General features: G+C 61.6%; 17 protein-coding genes. 9 read left to right on the forward strand and 8 right to left on the reverse strand.

Annotated elements, in window-relative coordinates; genetic code table 11:
• Nucleotides 1-2: 2 nt before the first annotated feature.
• Entirely contained in the window at nt 3-467 is a 465-nt protein-coding gene (gene trbH, locus GM909_RS12745; protein WP_157016770.1) for a conjugal transfer protein TrbH, read from the forward strand.
• Nucleotides 467-1774: an IncP-type conjugal transfer protein TrbI gene (gene trbI / locus GM909_RS12750; RefSeq protein ID WP_157016771.1), complete on the forward strand. Its 1308-nt coding sequence runs from the start codon at nt 467-469 to the stop codon at nt 1772-1774. The genes trbH and trbI overlap by 1 nt, the downstream gene beginning before the upstream one ends.
• 4 nt (nt 1775-1778) lie before the next feature.
• Here trbI and GM909_RS12755 read toward each other — a convergent pair whose 3' ends face one another.
• Nucleotides 1779-2060, reverse strand: coding sequence for a GNAT family N-acetyltransferase (locus GM909_RS12755; RefSeq protein WP_157016772.1), 282 nt, complete (start codon nt 2058-2060; stop codon nt 1779-1781).
• 126 nt (nt 2061-2186) lie between these two features.
• Between GM909_RS12755 and egtD the strand changes: the two genes are divergently transcribed.
• The 7 genes from egtD to GM909_RS12790 all read left to right on the forward strand — a co-directional run bounded on the left by egtD (nt 2187) and on the right by GM909_RS12790 (nt 9432).
• Entirely contained in the window at nt 2187-3266 is a 1080-nt protein-coding gene (gene egtD / locus GM909_RS12760) for an L-histidine N(alpha)-methyltransferase (RefSeq protein WP_235911873.1), read from the forward strand.
• Between the two features lie 261 nt (nt 3267-3527).
• Nucleotides 3528-4511 carry a helix-turn-helix transcriptional regulator gene (locus GM909_RS12765; protein WP_157016773.1) on the forward strand — a complete coding sequence of 328 codons (984 nt, stop codon included), beginning with the start codon at nt 3528-3530 and terminating at the stop codon, nt 4509-4511.
• Nucleotides 4512-4793: 282 nt separating this feature from the next.
• Entirely contained in the window at nt 4794-6047 is a 1254-nt protein-coding gene (locus GM909_RS12770; protein ID WP_157016774.1) for an MFS transporter, read from the forward strand.
• Nucleotides 6048-6100: 53 nt separating this feature from the next.
• Nucleotides 6101-7018: an NADP-dependent oxidoreductase gene (locus tag GM909_RS12775; RefSeq protein WP_157016775.1), complete on the forward strand. Its 918-nt coding sequence runs from the start codon at nt 6101-6103 to the stop codon at nt 7016-7018.
• Nucleotides 7019-7080: 62 nt separating this feature from the next.
• On the forward strand, nt 7081-7998 hold the full coding sequence (locus GM909_RS12780) for an NADP-dependent oxidoreductase (protein WP_157016776.1): 918 nt from the start codon (nt 7081-7083) through the stop codon (nt 7996-7998).
• A 131-nt stretch (nt 7999-8129) separates the two neighbouring features.
• On the forward strand, nt 8130-8831 hold the full coding sequence (locus GM909_RS12785) for a glutathione S-transferase N-terminal domain-containing protein (protein ID WP_157016777.1): 702 nt from the start codon (nt 8130-8132) through the stop codon (nt 8829-8831).
• A 34-nt stretch (nt 8832-8865) separates the two neighbouring features.
• Nucleotides 8866-9432: a uracil-DNA glycosylase family protein gene (locus tag GM909_RS12790; RefSeq protein ID WP_235911874.1), complete on the forward strand. Its 567-nt coding sequence runs from the start codon at nt 8866-8868 to the stop codon at nt 9430-9432.
• A 92-nt stretch (nt 9433-9524) separates the two neighbouring features.
• On the opposite strand, the gene GM909_RS12795 is transcribed toward GM909_RS12790, so the two are convergent.
• The 7 genes from GM909_RS12795 to yghU all read right to left on the reverse strand — a co-directional run bounded on the left by GM909_RS12795 (nt 9525) and on the right by yghU (nt 15672).
• On the reverse strand, nt 9525-10280 hold the full coding sequence (locus GM909_RS12795; RefSeq protein WP_157016779.1) for an ABC transporter permease: 756 nt from the start codon (nt 10278-10280) through the stop codon (nt 9525-9527).
• Complete coding sequence (locus tag GM909_RS12800) at nt 10277-11212, reverse strand: ABC transporter ATP-binding protein (protein ID WP_157016780.1); 936 nt, start codon at nt 11210-11212, stop codon at nt 10277-10279. Before GM909_RS12800 ends, GM909_RS12795 begins: the two co-directional genes overlap by 4 nt.
• Entirely contained in the window at nt 11205-12398 is a 1194-nt protein-coding gene (locus GM909_RS12805) for an ABC transporter permease (RefSeq protein ID WP_157016781.1), read from the reverse strand. Before GM909_RS12805 ends, GM909_RS12800 begins: the two co-directional genes overlap by 8 nt.
• A gap of 86 nt (nt 12399-12484) precedes the next feature.
• Nucleotides 12485-13396: a glycine betaine ABC transporter substrate-binding protein OsmF gene (gene osmF / locus GM909_RS12810; RefSeq protein WP_157016782.1), complete on the reverse strand. Its 912-nt coding sequence runs from the start codon at nt 13394-13396 to the stop codon at nt 12485-12487.
• Between the two features lie 85 nt (nt 13397-13481).
• Nucleotides 13482-13964 (reverse strand): peroxiredoxin family protein, encoded by a 483-nt coding sequence (locus tag GM909_RS12815; protein WP_157016783.1) that lies wholly within the window; start codon nt 13962-13964, stop codon nt 13482-13484.
• A 26-nt stretch (nt 13965-13990) separates the two neighbouring features.
• Entirely contained in the window at nt 13991-14797 is an 807-nt protein-coding gene (locus GM909_RS12820) for an SDR family NAD(P)-dependent oxidoreductase (RefSeq protein ID WP_157016784.1), read from the reverse strand.
• Complete coding sequence (gene yghU / locus GM909_RS12825) at nt 14794-15672, reverse strand: glutathione-dependent disulfide-bond oxidoreductase (RefSeq protein WP_157016785.1); 879 nt, start codon at nt 15670-15672, stop codon at nt 14794-14796. The genes GM909_RS12820 and yghU overlap by 4 nt, the downstream gene beginning before the upstream one ends.
• Between the last annotated feature and the right edge of the window lie 17 nt (nt 15673-15689).

Genomic DNA, 15689 nt, shown 5'->3' on the forward strand with positions numbered 1-15689 from the left:
CAATGCGATACCCCTACCATATCGGCAGGCTCACCCTTCTTCTTCTGCTCACGATCTCCCTCGGCGCGTGCCAGACGCTTGGCAGCGCCGGGTTGATTACAAGCTCGGTGACGATGGAACTGACACCAGAGGCGGCGAGCAGCATTGCTAGTGACATGGTTGGCCGACTGGCCGAACAGGTCGGCCCGGGCACCAATACGATCAAGCTCCGGACGGATGGATCCGTGTTTGGACAGGCACTCGAGGCATCGCTGCGGGGGTGGGGCTATGCCGTAGTCACCGACCAGAAGGCTGATCCAGCCGACACGGTGCCCTTGGCCTACGTCATCGACAGCTATGAAGGGAGTGTTCTGGCGCGCCTCTCGACGCCAGCCCTGGATTTGACCCGCATGTATCAGCTCGGAGCGGCCGGAGCGACGCCGACCAGCCCGCTTTCGGTCATGCAACGCGGGACAGGACATCCGTGATGGTCGAGTCCCTCAAGCTCGGCGCAGCTGATCCTGCGAGCACACCACGCATCCGTCGTCTTAACCGACTGCCGATCATCGTCGCGATTGTGCTTGTCCTCCTGTTCTTTGGCGTCATCATTTATGGTCTTTCCACACGGGGACTGCGGTTCGGCGATGACAACACCGACCTCGCTCCCGGCTCGCGCCCCGCCTCGACCTATGCCGACCAGCTAACGCAAGGTGTGCCCGACGGGATCATCGGCGAGCCCGTCCAGACGCAGTTCCAGCCGGCGCCGGTTGAGACTGACGAGACCGCCACCAATCCATTCACGCCGGAGGTGCAGCCAACGCCGCTCGCTGAACCGGCACACCGACAGCTCGAGCCGGAAGAAATTTGGCGAGCCCGTCTCGATCGGGAGCAAGAGGAACAGATCCTGCGCGAGCTGCATCGTCAGCGTATGGCCGGTCTCCAAGCCAATGATGCCGCCTACGACTCTCCGATTGCCGTCAACCTGCAGGATGATCTTGCGACGGCAAATCCGGGTAACGCGTCGCAATCCGGAAACATCGGCGCGCCGGCGACACGCCCGCCTAGTGCGCTCGACCTGTACGCTACAGCGATGCAGTCAGGCCTTGCGGGGCAGAACACCGATCCGAATGGCCAAGCGGGCAAGGAGCGCTTCTTCAACCAGGATCTCCAGGACCTCGGCTATCTTCCCAATCAGGTTGTTCCCCAGATGTCCCCCTACGAGCTCAAACGGGGCTCGGTGATCCCCGCCACACTCGTGACCGGCATCAATTCCGACCTTCCCGGTCGCATCACTGCGCAGATTTCCCAGAATGTCTATGACAGCGCCACCGGACGACATCTGCTCATCCCGCAGGGATCGAAGCTGTTCGGACGCTACGACTCAAATGTGAGTTTCGGCCAAAACCGTGTTCTGGTGATCTGGACCGATATCATCTTCCCGAGCGGCTCGACGCTCCAGATCGGCGGCATGGCTGGCACCGATGCAGCGGGCTATGGCGGCTTTAGCGATCAGGTCGACAACCACTATCTCCGGACCTTCGGCTCAGCGATCCTGGTCGCGCTGATCGGTGCCGGTACGGAGATGATGATTCCGCAGGATCGTAACGCACTCGGTATAGAAAACAGTGCCGAGGGCGCCGCCCGCCGTTCGTTCGCCGAGACGTTCGGTAAGATCTCGGAACAAACGGTCTCGCGCAACCTGAATGTCCAGCCCACCCTGGAAATTCGCCCGGGCTACAGGTTCAACGTCCTCGTGGATCAGGATATTATCTTCCCGAGTGGCTATCGTGGTTGAGCGGTCAACCGTCGAGCATGGCGAGATATTCCGGGTGCCGCGAGGCATATGCCGCCATGAACGGGCACTTCGCGATCACGCGGCGCCCCTTTGCGCGCAGAGACTCGAATACGCCGCGGGCGAGGCGCGATCCAATCCCCCGTCCCGACAGCTCCTGCGGAACCTCGGTGTGGAGCAAGACCACGCGTCCGTCTTCCTCCTTGTAATAGGAGACCGCGAGCGCATCACCGTCGAGCGGTAGCTCGAAACGGTGCTTCTCCGGATTGTCTTTGATCTCGGCGTCCATCCTCTGCCTCCGCCAGCCTCAATAAAACGAGTGTCGACCATCGTATCTGTGCGCGTGGCAACTGTCTTTGCTCGCGTGCGCTCCAACCGCCAAGGCGAACCGTATTTGGACGACCGGAGACGCATTGTGGATTCGCAGTACCTTCGCCGCACCTACGTTGACGATCTCGGCGGCGTGCGGCTGCACGCCCGTGACAAGGAAAGGGAAGCGCGGCCAATGCACGACCTCACCGCAACCACACAGGAACGGGATGGTCCGTTTTTCTCCGATGTCGTCGGTGGTTTGTCCCGTGTTCAGAAGACGCTGCCGTGCAGGTGGCTGTACGACGAACGCGGGTCAGACCTGTTCGAGGCGATCACGCGACTACCCGAGTACTACCCGACGCGCGCGGAGACGGAGATCCTTGCCGACCGGGCTTCGGAGATCGCTGAGTTTGCCGGAGAGGACGCGGTGGTCGTCGAGTACGGAGCCGGGGCGGGGGTGAAGACAGAGCTCGTCCTCGATTCGCTATGCGCGCCACAAGGTTATGTGCCGATCGACATAGCGGAGGAATACCTCCTCCAGACCGCGGAGCGCATGGCTTCGCGCTTTCCGGGTCTGTGGGTTCGGCCTGTCGCCTGCGATTTTGTCCAGGCCTTCGATATGCCGCCAGGGATCCCGCCTGGTCGCCGCATTGGGTTTTTCCCCGGGTCGACGATTGGTAATCTCGACCGAGCTGACGCCGAGACGTTTCTCCGGCAAATGTGGCGTCACGTCGAGTCAGGCGGGGGCGCAATCGTCGGCGTCGACCTGCTCAAGGACGTGGATGTGCTCTTGCGCGCGTACGACGACCATGAGGGCGTCACTGCGGCCTTCAACCTCAACATCCTGTCCCGGATCAACCGGGAACTCGGGGCAGACTTCCGGCCCGAACGCTTTCGGCACGAGGCGAGGTGGAATGAAGCTGACAAGGCAGTCGAGATGCACCTGGTGAGCTTGGCGGAACAGTCGGTTGCGATCGGGGAACGCGCATTCCACTTTCGGCATGGAGAGACGATACATACAGAGAGCTCCCGCAAATACGACCGCACCGGGTTCGCTTCTGTCGCTGCGGTCGCTGGCTGGGATTTGGCCCACGTTTGGGATGACTCGGAAGGCAGGTTCTGCGTCTTTGCCCTCGTTGCGTCAGACGACGCCTCTATTCATGGATTTCCTGCTGCAGCATAAAGGTTTTTCTCCCGAATTCATGTCCTGGCTGAATTTATCAAATTCGGCCCCAAGGGCTACTCGGCCGCGCTCATCTGGGTGATTGTTTGACGGCAATCCCGTCAAGGCGATTGCAACACGAACTGACGATCAACCACACCAGGTTGGAGTGCGGAAGAGCCATTCATCTTGGACTGCCGGCGTTGCTCGCGCAGTCTAGGACCAGTTCCGTTGTCCCAAACGCCGAGCTGATGTGGGGTCGCTACCACGAGGCTCCTGGACGTGAACGTTCAACCCATTTGGCGTATCTCGCGCGCCGATCTCGACAAGCTGATGACGACGTTGGAGGTCAACCACGTCAGGCTGTCGGAGTGCGCGCTGGCGGCGGGTACGCGACTGGAAGTCGGGCGGAGTGAACACCCCACGATCCACTACGGTTTTGCCGGTTCAGGTGTGATCCACGTCGAAGGAGAGCCGCCGATCGATATCTGCGCCCACACCCTCGTGGTCGTTCCCGCACGCAGGACGACGACGATCGTGGCGCCTGGTGTAAGTGGCGCGCTGGCGCGGTCACACGGTGGGGAGCAAGCAGTCATTTTCGTTCCAGGCGCCTCGCCGCGTCACACAATCGGCGGGGCCGAGCCTGCGTTGCGGGTGGGGTGCGGGTCGTTCGTCGCACTCTACGCCGCGGGACTCGACCTGTTCGCCTCTCAGGCGGTGCCGATCGTCGAGACATTCGATGCGCACGACCAGCTGGACCAGGTGATGAACTACGCAATGTCGGAACTGGCTGCGCAGGAAGTAGGAGGAGGTCCGATGTCGGCGGCCCTCCTGAAGCTTGTGCTTCTGTCACTCCTAAGGCGATGCCTTATATCGACGAATCCTTGGGTGGAACGGTTCTCGATCCTCAATGACCCGCCGATCGCGCGGGCCTTCGCCGAAATGGCGAACAGGCCCTCTGCGCAGCATACTGTGCATTCCCTGTCGCAGTCGGTAGCTCTCAGCCGTTCCGCATTCATGGCCCGGTTCGCTGCGGCTGTCGGCGAGTCGCCGATGGCCGTCCTGAGGCGCCTACGGATGCGTCACGCTGCCAGCTTGCTCGCGGCAAACGCGCTCTCGATAGACCAGGTCGCGATGCAGGCGGGATACCAGAGCCGCAGCAGTTTCACGCGGACCTTTCGACGGCACTTTGGCACCGACCCATCCGAATACCGGGCTGAGGCCAAGCGCATCTCACAATGCGAGCCAGCTGACAGCTCAACGTAGGAAACACCGATCGAGCTGCTAAGAGCCGCTTCGGTTGCCGGGGGGCAAACTCAATCAGCGTAGTTTCGAAGGTATGGCGAGCCTACCCGTGACGAAACCGCAAGGAAACCTGACGCGCAAGTATTCCCCTCCTCTATGGAAACGATACGCGCCGACTATTGGAAAATCCTGGCCCGCGCTGCGATCAATGGCCAACACAGTCGCAGATTTTATCGAGTAACGCCCAGCGCAACCTGGGACGGATCTTACTCAATCGCGCGAAACAAGGAAAAGGACAGCTCCATGCCAAGCGCTGCTCCAGTTATCGATCAGGCCCGCGATGGAAAGCTCCGTCTGGCGTTCTTATCCGCAGTTGTCTCCCTGGTGGCCTCGTTTGTAACGACGGCAGCACCGGTTCCGTTGTACAACATTTACAGGGCTGAAGATGGGCTCACCAACGCAGGCATCTCGATGGCCGTCGTCGGCAACTCCCTGGGCACCATCGTCGCACTGTTGGTGCTAGGACGACTGTCCAACCATCTCGGCCGCCGGCGCACCGCTATCGCCAGCCTCGGCCTGCTCCTTTGCGGCTGTGTGCTGCTGCTGAACGTTCATCATATCGCTACCCTGGTCGGCGCTCGACTCCTGATGGGATTCGGCACCGGATTGGCCAGCAGCACCCTGACCTCCTACATCGTCGATGCGGCTCCCGATAAGCCGGAATGGCTAGCCTCCGTCGCCTCCAGCCAGGGACCCATGCTCGGCTTGGCTGTCGGAGCTATTGCCTCCGGCGCACTGGTCCAGTTCGGTCCCTCACCACGAGAACTCATCTATTTCGTTTGTATCGGCTTCCTTTTGCTGTCCGCCGTGCTCATCACCGTCAGCTCGGAAACAGCAACTCCGACGCCGGGCGTTTGGCGATCATTGGTACCGCGGGTCCATGTACCGGCGCGGGTCAGGCATCTGCTCCCGGTCGCGGCGGCAGTGTTCCTGGCAACGTGGGCGACCGGCGGCTTCTACCAGGCCTTCATGCCCGGATTGGTCGAAGATCAACTCCACACGCGCAGCCCGCTCATCCTCGGACTTGTGTTCGCCGCCTATATGGCCCCGAGCGTTCTCGGCGCACCCATCGGCGGTCGGTTCGCGCCCGCAGCAGCGCAACGCATCGGCATGATCACTTTCCTGGTTGGAATGATCGGCATGATTACAGCGATCAACGCCGGCACACTCTGGTTGTTCATCATCTCGACCATGTTCGCCGGCGCCGGACAAGGCATCGCCATCAGCGCCGCTACCCGCGGTCTGCTGGATGGCAGCACGGTAGCTGACCGGGCGCCCATCTTCAGCGCGATCTATCTCATTTGTTACAGCGGCACGGCCTTCCCCAGCCTCGTTTTCGGCCAGCTTTCCAACATTCTCTCCCTACCGCAGATCGCGCTCGGATACGGCGGCTTTGCGATCGTCGCCACGCTGTTCACCGTCGTTGCTGCACGCAATCCAGACGCCGGCAGGACCGGGGACAGTAGCTGCGAAAACTTCGCCCGCGCTGGTCGCTGACCTAGAAAGAAAAGCTTCCGCCAGTCGGACAGGTAACGGAGGAAAGATTCATCATGAAGGCTATCGTAGTGACCGACCAGTCCGGCGGCACGGCCGGGATGACGCTGGTGGAGCGGCCGGAGCCGCAGGCAGCGACAAACGACGTCGTCGTTCAGGTTCATGCGTCGGGTTTCACCTGGGACGAGCTAACTTGGCCCCCAACCTGGACCGATCGCGTCTTCCGTGACCGGATACCGTCGATCCCGGGGCACGAAGTGGCCGGAGTGGTCACCGCCCTTGGATATGGCACGACCGGTCTGTCGGTCGGCCAGCGCGTATTCGGTCTCACGGACTGGTATCGAGACGGGACCTTGGCGGAGTATGTGGCCGTCGAGGCGCGCAACCTGACGCCTCTACCCGGCGATGTCGACTTCACCATCGGAGCGAGCGTGGTGATGTCTGGTCTGACTGCGTGGCAGGGACTATTCCAGCACGGACACCTTCAGACGGGCGAGAGGGTCCTCGCACACGGCGCGGCCGGAGTGGTTGGTTCGATGGTAACGCAGCTCGCGCGCGAGGCCGGAGCTTATGTCATCGGCACCGGACGCGCGGCAGACCGTCAGGCGGTGCTCGACTTCGGCGCCCAAGAGTTCCTCGATCTCGAAAATAACGCGCTGGAAGACGTCGGTGATGTGGATCTGGTGTTCGATGTTCTCGGCGGCGACATCGCGAGGGAGTCCGCGCGTCTGGTTCGAAGCGGGGGAGCGTTGGTGTCCATCATGGGTCCGGCCGAAACACGGCCCACCGATGGCCTAACGGTCGATTTCGTCGTTGAGCCCGACCGTTTGCAACTGAACGAAATTATCGAGAGGGTCCGGGACGGACGGCTCCGTGCGAGCATCGGCTCCATCTCGACACTCGATGAAGCCGTTGCAGTCTTCAATTCGACCGAGCGACGCAAAGGGAAAACCATCATCCGCGTTCGCGAGTGAGCGACAAATGCCCACGGGTTCGACATTTCCAACCACAAGCAGATGACCGAGGAGACTTTTCCATGAAAGCTATCATTGTGAAGGACGAGGCAGCGGGAACAGCCGGAATGGAGCTGGTGGAGCGGCCCGAGCCTCAGGCAGCGATAAACGATGTCGTTGTTCAGATTCATGCAGCCGGTTTCGTCAACACCGAACTGGGCTGGCCTTCGACGTGGGCCGACCGCCGCGACCAGAATCGTACGCCATCGATCCCTGGACACGAGCTGGCCGGAGTGGTTACCGCGCTTGGTTATGGAACCACGGGTCTGTCGGTGGGTCAGCGCGTGTTCGGCTTGGCTGACTGGCATCGCGACGGCACGCTCGCGGAGTATGTAGCCATGGAGGCGCGCAATCTCGCGCCGCTGCCGGGTGACGTCGACTTCACGGTAGGCGCAAGCTTGCCAATCTCGGGTCTCACCGCATGGCAGGGATTATTCCTACACGGACGTCTTCAGGCGGGGCAGAGCGTGCTTGCTCACGGCGCAGTTGGCGCAGTGGGTTCGATGGTGACACAGCTTGCACGCGCGGCCGGTGCGTATGTCGTGGGTACTGGACGTGCCGCCGACCGTCAGAAAGCGCTCGACTTCGGCGCAAATGAATTCGTTGACCTCGAAAATGACACCCTGGAAGATATCGGTGGTGTCGATCTTGTGTTCGATGTCATAGGCGGCGATATCCAGAGGCGGTCAGCTGCACTCATCCGTTCAGGCGGTACGCTCGTAACCGTTGTCGGCCCAGCCGAGGCACGGCCTGTCGATGGCTTGGCAATCGACTTCGTCGTTGAGGCTGATCGTAGCCAGCTAACGGAGATTGTTCAGCGAGTGAGGGACGGTCGCATCCGGACAAATATCGGCAAGATTTCGACACTCGACGATGCCGTCGCCGCCTTCAATTCGACCGAGCGACGCGCAGGCAAGACGGTCATCCGCGTTCGGCCGTAGTCGGAGCGGGGAGGGCCGTTCCTCCTGTCCTCCCAATTGTCGCAGATAGCTCCTACAGGAGCTGTCGCTTACCCTGGGTTTAGGCGGATTTATGCCTGAGCAGACAGCTGCGGTCGTCAAGGAAACTGACAGTGATACTCAATCATCCGATCTTCGCGCGCTGGCCGGCTCAATACCCAGACCGGCTCCAGCTCTTTTCCGCCGCCACGCCCAATGGGGTGAAAATCGGCATCATGCTCGAGGAAACAGGGCTCGACTATGAGCCGCACAGGATCGACATCATGGCGAACGAAAGCCACGATCCCGCCTTTCTCGCGCTTAACCCCAACGGCAAAATTCCTGCCATCTATGATCCGAACGGGCCGAGTGGAGCGCCGCTCGCGCTGTTCGAATCGGGCGCGATCCTGCTGTATCTTGCCGACAAGACCGGGGAGTTTATTTCGGCCGACCCCAACGTCCGCTACGAAACGATCCAGTGGGTGATGTGGCAGATGAGCGGAGTCGGACCGATGTTCGGCCAGGTCGGTTTCTTCAACAAGTTCGCTGGCAAGGTCTATGAGGACAAGCGCCCGCGCGACCGCTATGCAGCTGAATCGGCGCGGCTACTCGGTGTCCTCGACGAATGGCTCACGGGCCGCGACTGGGTGATGGGCGGTGACTACAGCATCGCCGACATTTCTCTGCTCGGCTGGGTGCGTAACCTGATCGGCTTTTACGAAGCACGCGAGCTCGTCGGGTTCGACCGCTTTCTTCAAGTGCAGGCGTGGCTCGACCGCGGCCTCGCGCGTCCCGGCGTGCAGCGCGGGCTGCAAGTGACGAACTCCGCGAGCTGACACTCGGTCCATGCGTCACCCGGATACCGCATTGTTGGACGAAATTTCAGGGTGCACCATTTGTGCGCCCTATCTCCCGCTTGGCCCGCGGCCGGTTTTGCAGTTCAGCTCGACGTCACGGATCCTTATCATCGGCCAGGCGCCTGGAACTAAGGTCCACAATAGCGGGATCCCCTGGCAGGACGACAGCGGTGACCGGCTTCGTGAGTGGACTGGACTCGATCTGGACGAATTCTACGATCCGGCGAAAGTCGCCCTGGTTCCTATGGGGTTTTGCTACCCAGGCAAGGCGGCCGGTGGCGATGCGCCACCACGGCCGGAATGCGCACCGCAATGGCACGCGCGCATCCTCGAGCATCTTCCGGCGGATCGGCTGACGCTTCTCGTTGGATCCTACGCCCAGCAATATTACCTTCCCAAGGATGCTGGGAAGACCCTCGTCGAACGTGTCCGAAGCTTCGACCGCTTCGCCCCCGCCATCTTCCCGACCCCACATCCATCGTGGCGAAGCGTCGCGTGGCGGAAACGTAATCCCTGGTTCGACGCGGAGCTACTTCCCGTCCTCCGCGCTGCGATCAGGAACCAGCTCGATCCCACCTAAGGCCCGTCGCTGTGGAACGCCAAGGCGGCTTGGATATCCCAATTCGGGTTAATCGGAACGCAGTCCGATCGAGAGGACTGTACGCGCTAACATCACCTCGGAGAGAGACTCGAGCCCTTGGTGGTGCGTGCGACGAAGAAGCGCTCGAGGGCCGAGAGGCCGTCGTAGATCAGGACGGCCAGCACGGCGACGATGAGGCCGCCCTGCATGACGAAGGCGGTATTGCTGGCGGTGAGACCGGCAATGATGATCTCGCCCAGGGTCCGCGCCGCCACGGTCGAACCGATAGTGGCAGTGGCCAGCGAAATCACCGTTGAAAGCCGAACGCCACTGAGGATCACCGGCAGCGCCAACGGCAGTTCCACGCGCACGAGGCGTTGTAGCCCGGTCATGCCCATGCCGCGCGCCGCCACGGTGACGGTCGGAGGCAGAGTGGTGAGGCCGGTGATCGAATTCTCAAAGATCGGCAGCAGGCCGTAGAGGAATAGCGCGACCAGCGTGGGGGCGGTGCCGAAGCCGAGAATGGGCACGGTCAAAGCCAGAACGGCGACGGGAGGAAAGGTCTGGCCGATATTGGCGAGGCTGCGCGAGAGCGGCAGGAATTCCGCCCCGAACGGCCGCGTAACGAGAATTGCAAGGCCGAGCGCGACGAGAGTCGCAAGGGACGTTGCGGCGAAGGTGATCGCGAGGTGGCTGAGCGTGAGGCCCCAGAGGGTCCCGCGATCATAGATAGCGGGCTGGCCGATCTTGGTGAACGGTTGGAGCAGGAAGGCGAAGCTTTCGGGCGCGACCAGAAAAGCGATCAGTAGCGCGAGAACGAGCAGCCTTATGATCAAGGACCAACTCATCGCGGGCGGGCCGCGCGGCGTTTGAGCTCGGCGAGCGTTACGCGGCCGATGCGTTTGCCCCGATCTTCGACCGGCAGGGCGGTGCGGCCGGACCAGAGAAGCTCTGCGAAGGCATCGCGCAGCGTGGCATCGGCGGAGATGGACGCACCATCGGCTTCGCCTGGTTCGACGGCCGCGCGGATCGAGGCAAGAGAAAGCAGGCGGAAAGGACGCTCGCCGGTGCCGATAAGTTCATCGATGAAATCAGTCGCGGGGCGAGCAATGATTTCTTCAGGCGCGGCGTACTGGAGGAGCTGACCATCATCCATGACGGCGATCCTGTCGCCGAGGTGAATTGCCTCCTCCATGTCGTGGGTGACGAGCACGATTGTGGTGCCGAAACGCTTCTGGATATCGAGGAGGTTCTGCTGGGCCTGGGCGCGAATGATAGGATCGAGTGCCCCGAAGGGCTCGTCCATGAGAAGGATATTGGGCTCGGCGGCCAGCGCCCGGGCCACGCCGATGCGCTGCTGCTGGCCGCCGGACAATTCGCTGGGCATGCGGTCGCGATACTCGCCGGGATCGAGTTGGAAGAGTTCGAGCAGTTCATCGACACGGCGGGCGATAAGTGCCTTGTCCCAGCCGAGGAGCTTCGGGACGGTACCGATATTCTGGCCGACGGTTCGGTGGGGAAAAAGGCCGTGGCCTTGAATGGCATAACCCATGCGCCGGCGCAGTTCGTAGGCGGGGACCGTACGTGTGTCCTCGCCATCGATGCGTATCGTACCCGACGAGGGTTCGACCAGGCGGTTGATCATGCGCAGGAGTGTGGTCTTGCCCGAACCCGACGTGCCGACAATGACAGTGATCGTGTGGGGCTCGACTTTCATCGTCACACGATCGACGACCGCGCTGTTGCCATAGGTTTTGCTGATCTCGGCGATCTCAATCATTGGCAGCTTCCCGTGGCGAAGTCATTTCAACGAACGCGTCGAGGATGACGGCGGAAACGAAGGCGAGACCGACGGTCGGCACAGCCCCTAGCAGCACAAGATCCATTGCGGTCTGGCCGATGCCTTGGAACACGAAGACGCCGAAGCCGCCGCCGCCAATGAGCGCGGCGATCGTAGCGATGCCGATATTCTGGACCAGGACGATGCGAATGCCGGTTAGGATGACCGGAAAGGCCAAAGGCAGTTCCACCGCGACGAGGCGCTGGCCGTCGGTCATGCCCATCCCCATGGCCGCGTCGTTGGCGTCCTCCGGGACGCCGAGAAGGCCGACGACAGTGTTCGCGACCAGCGGCAGGAGACTGTAGAGGAACAGCGCTAGCATGGCGGGTGCGACGCCGATTCCTGAAACGCCGATGGCGGCGAGCCCCGGCATTGCGGCAGCCAATGCGCCGAGCGGCGCGATAAGGAGGCCGAACAGCGCAATCGAAGGGATGGTCTGGACGGCGTTGAGAACGTTGAGGACAATGGTGCGCAGACGCTTGGAGCGATAGCAGGCGATGCCCAGCGGGATGCCCACGATGCAGGCGACGATCAGCGAGCCGAAGGCGAGGAGGATGTGGATCTGCCCCTCCCGCCAGAAAGCTTCATGACGGCTGGCATATTCCTTGAGGATTGAGAGCTCGTCCCAAGCACCGCTCCAGAGCAGTGCGCAGATGCCGACGACGACCAGCGCCAGGATGGCGAGTCGCGGCCAAGGTCCGAGGCGCAGGCGCGTCAGGGAATCGGCTGCAAGGAGGGCATACGCGCCCACAAGTACCCAGAAGCCCGCACCCGGTGCGATGCGTGCGAGATTGTCGCCTTCGGGCGTCAGGTAATGGCCGGCGACGCCGATAGCCAGGACGAGAGCGACAACTCCGATGAAGCCAAGCAGAAGGCGCGGGATGGCGGAGGTTCTGATTAGGCTGGCGAAAATGGAAAGGCCGAGCCCAACTGCCAATATGGCAGCATAGATCGGCGGCAACGCCGAAAAGATCGAGCGCGGCTCTCCGGGGAGGATGCGGTTGGGCTTGAAATCGGCGAAGGGCAGCAGCAACCAAGCGGCGGCAAGGATAAGCGCGATGACGACGCCGAGCTTATCGAGGCCGATAGTCCGTTTCGGCAATGCCGTGCCAACGCCTTGCGTCATCGGTATCCATCCCCTCACGTCCCTCCGTAGGTGACCGATGGGCCGGGCGAGAATGTCCCGCCTACCGGTCGTATCTACCGTCCAGCTTACTCAACGAAGCCGTTTGTCTTGAGGAAGTCGAGCGCCACGGCATTGGCTGGCTCTCCCGCCACCTGCACCCGGCCGTTGAGGTCCTGCAAGGTCTTGAGGTCGAGCTTGGCGAATACGGGCTGCAGAAGCTCGGCGATCTGCGGATATTGCGTGAGCACGGTCTCGCGGATAATGGGCGCGGGTGCATAGACCGGCTGCACGCCTTCGTCGTCCTCGAGCACCGTGAGCTTGGAGGGCGCAATGCCGCCATCGGTGCCATAGACCATGGCCGCATTTGCGCCTGAGGTCTGCTGAGCGGCCGCCGCGATGGTGGCGGCGGTGTCGCCACCCGAAAGCGTGATGAGTTGTTCGGGCTCGAGGGTGAAACCATAGGTGGTCTGGAACGCCGGAAGCGCGGCCGGCGAGTTCACGAATTCGGCCGAGGCCGCGAGTTTGACCTCGCCACCGCCCGCGATCCATTTTCCGAAATCGGTGAGCGTCTTGAGGTTGTTCGGCCCAGCCACGTCGTCGCGCAGGGCGATGGCCCAGGTATTGTTGGCCGGAGCGGGCGACAACCAGACGATCTTGTTGGCGTCATAGTCGAGCTTCTTGACCTCCTCATAGCCCTGCTGCGCATCGTTCCAGATGGGCTTGTCGGCCTCATTGAAGAAGAATGCGCCGTTGCCCGTATACTCCGGATAAATGTCGATCTGACCCGCAGTAATCGCTTCGCGCACGACCGAAGTGGCGCCAAGCTGGATCCGGTCGGTAACAGGGATCTCGTTGGCCCTAAGGACTTCCAGGATGATGTTTCCCAGCACGCTGCCTTCGGTATCGATCTTGGAAGAAACGACGACCTGGGCCTGAACCGTAGTCGCCGTCATTGCCAGCGCCGCAAGGGCCCCGAGCATCCTTTTAGACAATCGCATGAAATACTCCCGTGTAGACTTGGCTCATGGCAGGTCCAGAGTACGCCTACCAGTTTGATTTACAAATGCCGCACGATTTTTCGCGTCAGGTCTTTGCCGATGATTTCAGGTGACGGACGAGTCCCAGGACGTCATCCGGCAGCAGTCGTCCGATCGCGCCGGTCGAATAAACAGCCGTCACGACCTGCCCCTCAGGATTAAGGAGGAACCCGGTTGCTTGAAGATAGACGGGATCGTCATTGACGAAGGCTCCGGTGGCTGCCGAAACCGCCCGTGCATCGGCGCCATAGGCGACCGGGAAGGCGAGCTTGTACTTTTCAACGAGCGCCTCCGTCTTTTCCCGATCGTCCGCCGATACAGAGATGACTTTGATGTCTTCGCCGGCGAACTTGTCCGCAGCGCGCGAAAATGCAGCAAGCTGGGCATTGCAGAATGGGCACCAGGAGCCGCGGTGGAAGAGAATCACACCGAATCTGCCGGCCAGATCGCCAGGTAAATGAATTTCGCCGCCGCCGGCGCGGCTAAAGGTGAGAGAGGGAAAGGCATCACTATTATGCAGCATCACCATTGTTTTCCTTGTCGGATCGTTTGCGCTCAAAGCGCGGCGTGATCCTTCACCGCTTCCTCGAGCGCCGACTTCAATCCGAGAAAGCGGTCGTCGACCGCAGCAGGGTCCTCGCGATTGAGTGCGATCATCTGCGCGCGAGTTTCACCCCCGCGGATAACCTCGAACGCCCCGGTTTCGATTCCTGTAGCGATTGCATCGGAAACAGCAGCGGCTGGCTCGCGTGAGAAGCCAAGATCGGGCCCGGCACGGTTCGACTTCATCATCGGCGTGTCTGTACCGCCGGGATAGACGGTCAGGACATGGATGCCCTCTCCCTTCAACTCGCGCCGTAGCGCCTCGCTGAAACGAGCAAGACCCGCCTTGACCGCCGCGTAGGTCGCATAGAACGGCACACCGACGAGCGCGATGCCAGAGGAGACGTTCACCACCGTGGCCTCACCGCTCTTGCGGAGGGCCGGCAATGCTGCCCTCGTCAGAAGAACCGGGGCGATCAGACCGACTTCGATCATGGCCTGCAACTCGGATTCCTCGGTATTTTCCAAGCGACCGGCCCGCACGCCTCCGGCGTTGTTTACGAGGACATCGAGGCCGCCCAACACCGCAAGAGCCTGTTCAAGCGTAGCGGCGCGTCCTTCTGCCGTGGCAACGTCAGCCGCTATTCCGTGGACCTCGGCGCCTTCGGTTTGCAGGGAACGAACGGCTTCGGCGACGACCTCTGAACGACGTCCGCTGATGGCCACCTTCGCGTGTTTTGCCAAGAGAATCTGAGCCAGAGACAAACCTATGCCGCTCGATCCGCCAGTGATGAGGACGCGCTTGCCGGTGATATTCATAGCTGCTCTCCCATGAGCTTGTCCTGCGTCCTCGTATCGAAGTCGCTCGCGTCGTGTCGCTCATGAAGCTGGCTCGACGGGGTTCCGCTCGTGCGGTTGACCTTTCGACCTCTGTAGACGGCCGGGCGTGCGAAGAGCTGATCGGCCCAGCGTGTGACGTTCTTGTAGTCGTGCACCGAGAGGAACTCGCCCGCGTCGTACAGCCAGCCTTTTACGAGCCCGCCGTACCAGGGCCAGATGGCCATGTCGGCGATGGTATAATCGGCGCCGGCGATGAATTCGTTATCGGCAAGACGCTGATCGAGCACGTCGAGCTGGCGCTTTACCTCCATGGCGTACCGGTTGATCGGGTATTCCTGTTTGGTCGGGGCGTAGGCATAGAAGTGGCCGAACCCCCCGCCGAGAAACGGAGCCGAGCCCATTTGCCAGAACAGCCAGGAGAGTGTTTCAGCGCGGGCCGCCGGATCTGTTGGTAGGAAGGCACCGAACTTTTCGGCGAGATGCACTAGGATCGCGCCGGATTCGAAGACGCGAATCGGTATTGGCCCGCTGCGGTCCATCAGGGCGGGGATCTTGGAATTGGGGTTGAGCTCGACGAAGCCGGAACCGAACTGGTCGCCTTCGCCGATCTTGACTAACCAGGCATCATATTCTGCGCCGCTGTGGCCAATCGCCAGCAATTCTTCCAGCATGATCGTGACCTTCTGGCCGTTCGGCGTGCCGAGCGAATAGAGCTGCAGTGGGTGCTTGCCCACCGGCAGTTCTTTCTCATGGGTCGCACCGGCGATCGGACGATTGATGGAGGCGAATGTACCGCCGCTGGCCTTCTCCCAGGTCCACACCTTCGGCGGAATGTATTCACCGCTATCGCCCATTGCACGTTCTCCTCAGG

It is taken from the genome of Mesorhizobium xinjiangense (assembly GCF_009749525.1).
GTDB classification, from domain to species: domain Bacteria; phylum Pseudomonadota; class Alphaproteobacteria; order Rhizobiales; family Rhizobiaceae; genus Mangrovimarina; species Mangrovimarina xinjiangensis.

Coding starts and splice junctions, on each gene's coding strand:
- GM909_RS12805 (WP_157016781.1), bottom strand. CDS start 12,398: ATGACGCAAGGCGTTGGCACGGCATTGCCGAAACGGACTATCGGCCTC.
- GM909_RS12775 (WP_157016775.1), top strand. CDS start 6,101: ATGAAGGCTATCGTAGTGACCGACCAGTCCGGCGGCACGGCCGGGATG.
- GM909_RS12820 (WP_157016784.1), bottom strand. CDS start 14,797: ATGAATATCACCGGCAAGCGCGTCCTCATCACTGGCGGATCGAGCGGC.
- osmF (WP_157016782.1), bottom strand. CDS start 13,396: ATGCGATTGTCTAAAAGGATGCTCGGGGCCCTTGCGGCGCTGGCAATG.
- GM909_RS12800 (WP_157016780.1), bottom strand. CDS start 11,212: ATGATTGAGATCGCCGAGATCAGCAAAACCTATGGCAACAGCGCGGTC.
- GM909_RS12780 (WP_157016776.1), top strand. CDS start 7,081: ATGAAAGCTATCATTGTGAAGGACGAGGCAGCGGGAACAGCCGGAATG.
- yghU (WP_157016785.1), bottom strand. CDS start 15,672: ATGGGCGATAGCGGTGAATACATTCCGCCGAAGGTGTGGACCTGGGAG.
- GM909_RS12755 (WP_157016772.1), bottom strand. CDS start 2,060: ATGGACGCCGAGATCAAAGACAATCCGGAGAAGCACCGTTTCGAGCTA.
- GM909_RS12770 (WP_157016774.1), top strand. CDS start 4,794: ATGCCAAGCGCTGCTCCAGTTATCGATCAGGCCCGCGATGGAAAGCTC.
- GM909_RS12795 (WP_157016779.1), bottom strand. CDS start 10,280: ATGAGTTGGTCCTTGATCATAAGGCTGCTCGTTCTCGCGCTACTGATC.
- GM909_RS12815 (WP_157016783.1), bottom strand. CDS start 13,964: ATGGTGATGCTGCATAATAGTGATGCCTTTCCCTCTCTCACCTTTAGC.
- trbI (WP_157016771.1), top strand. CDS start 467: ATGGTCGAGTCCCTCAAGCTCGGCGCAGCTGATCCTGCGAGCACACCA.
- trbH (WP_157016770.1), top strand. CDS start 3: ATGCGATACCCCTACCATATCGGCAGGCTCACCCTTCTTCTTCTGCTC.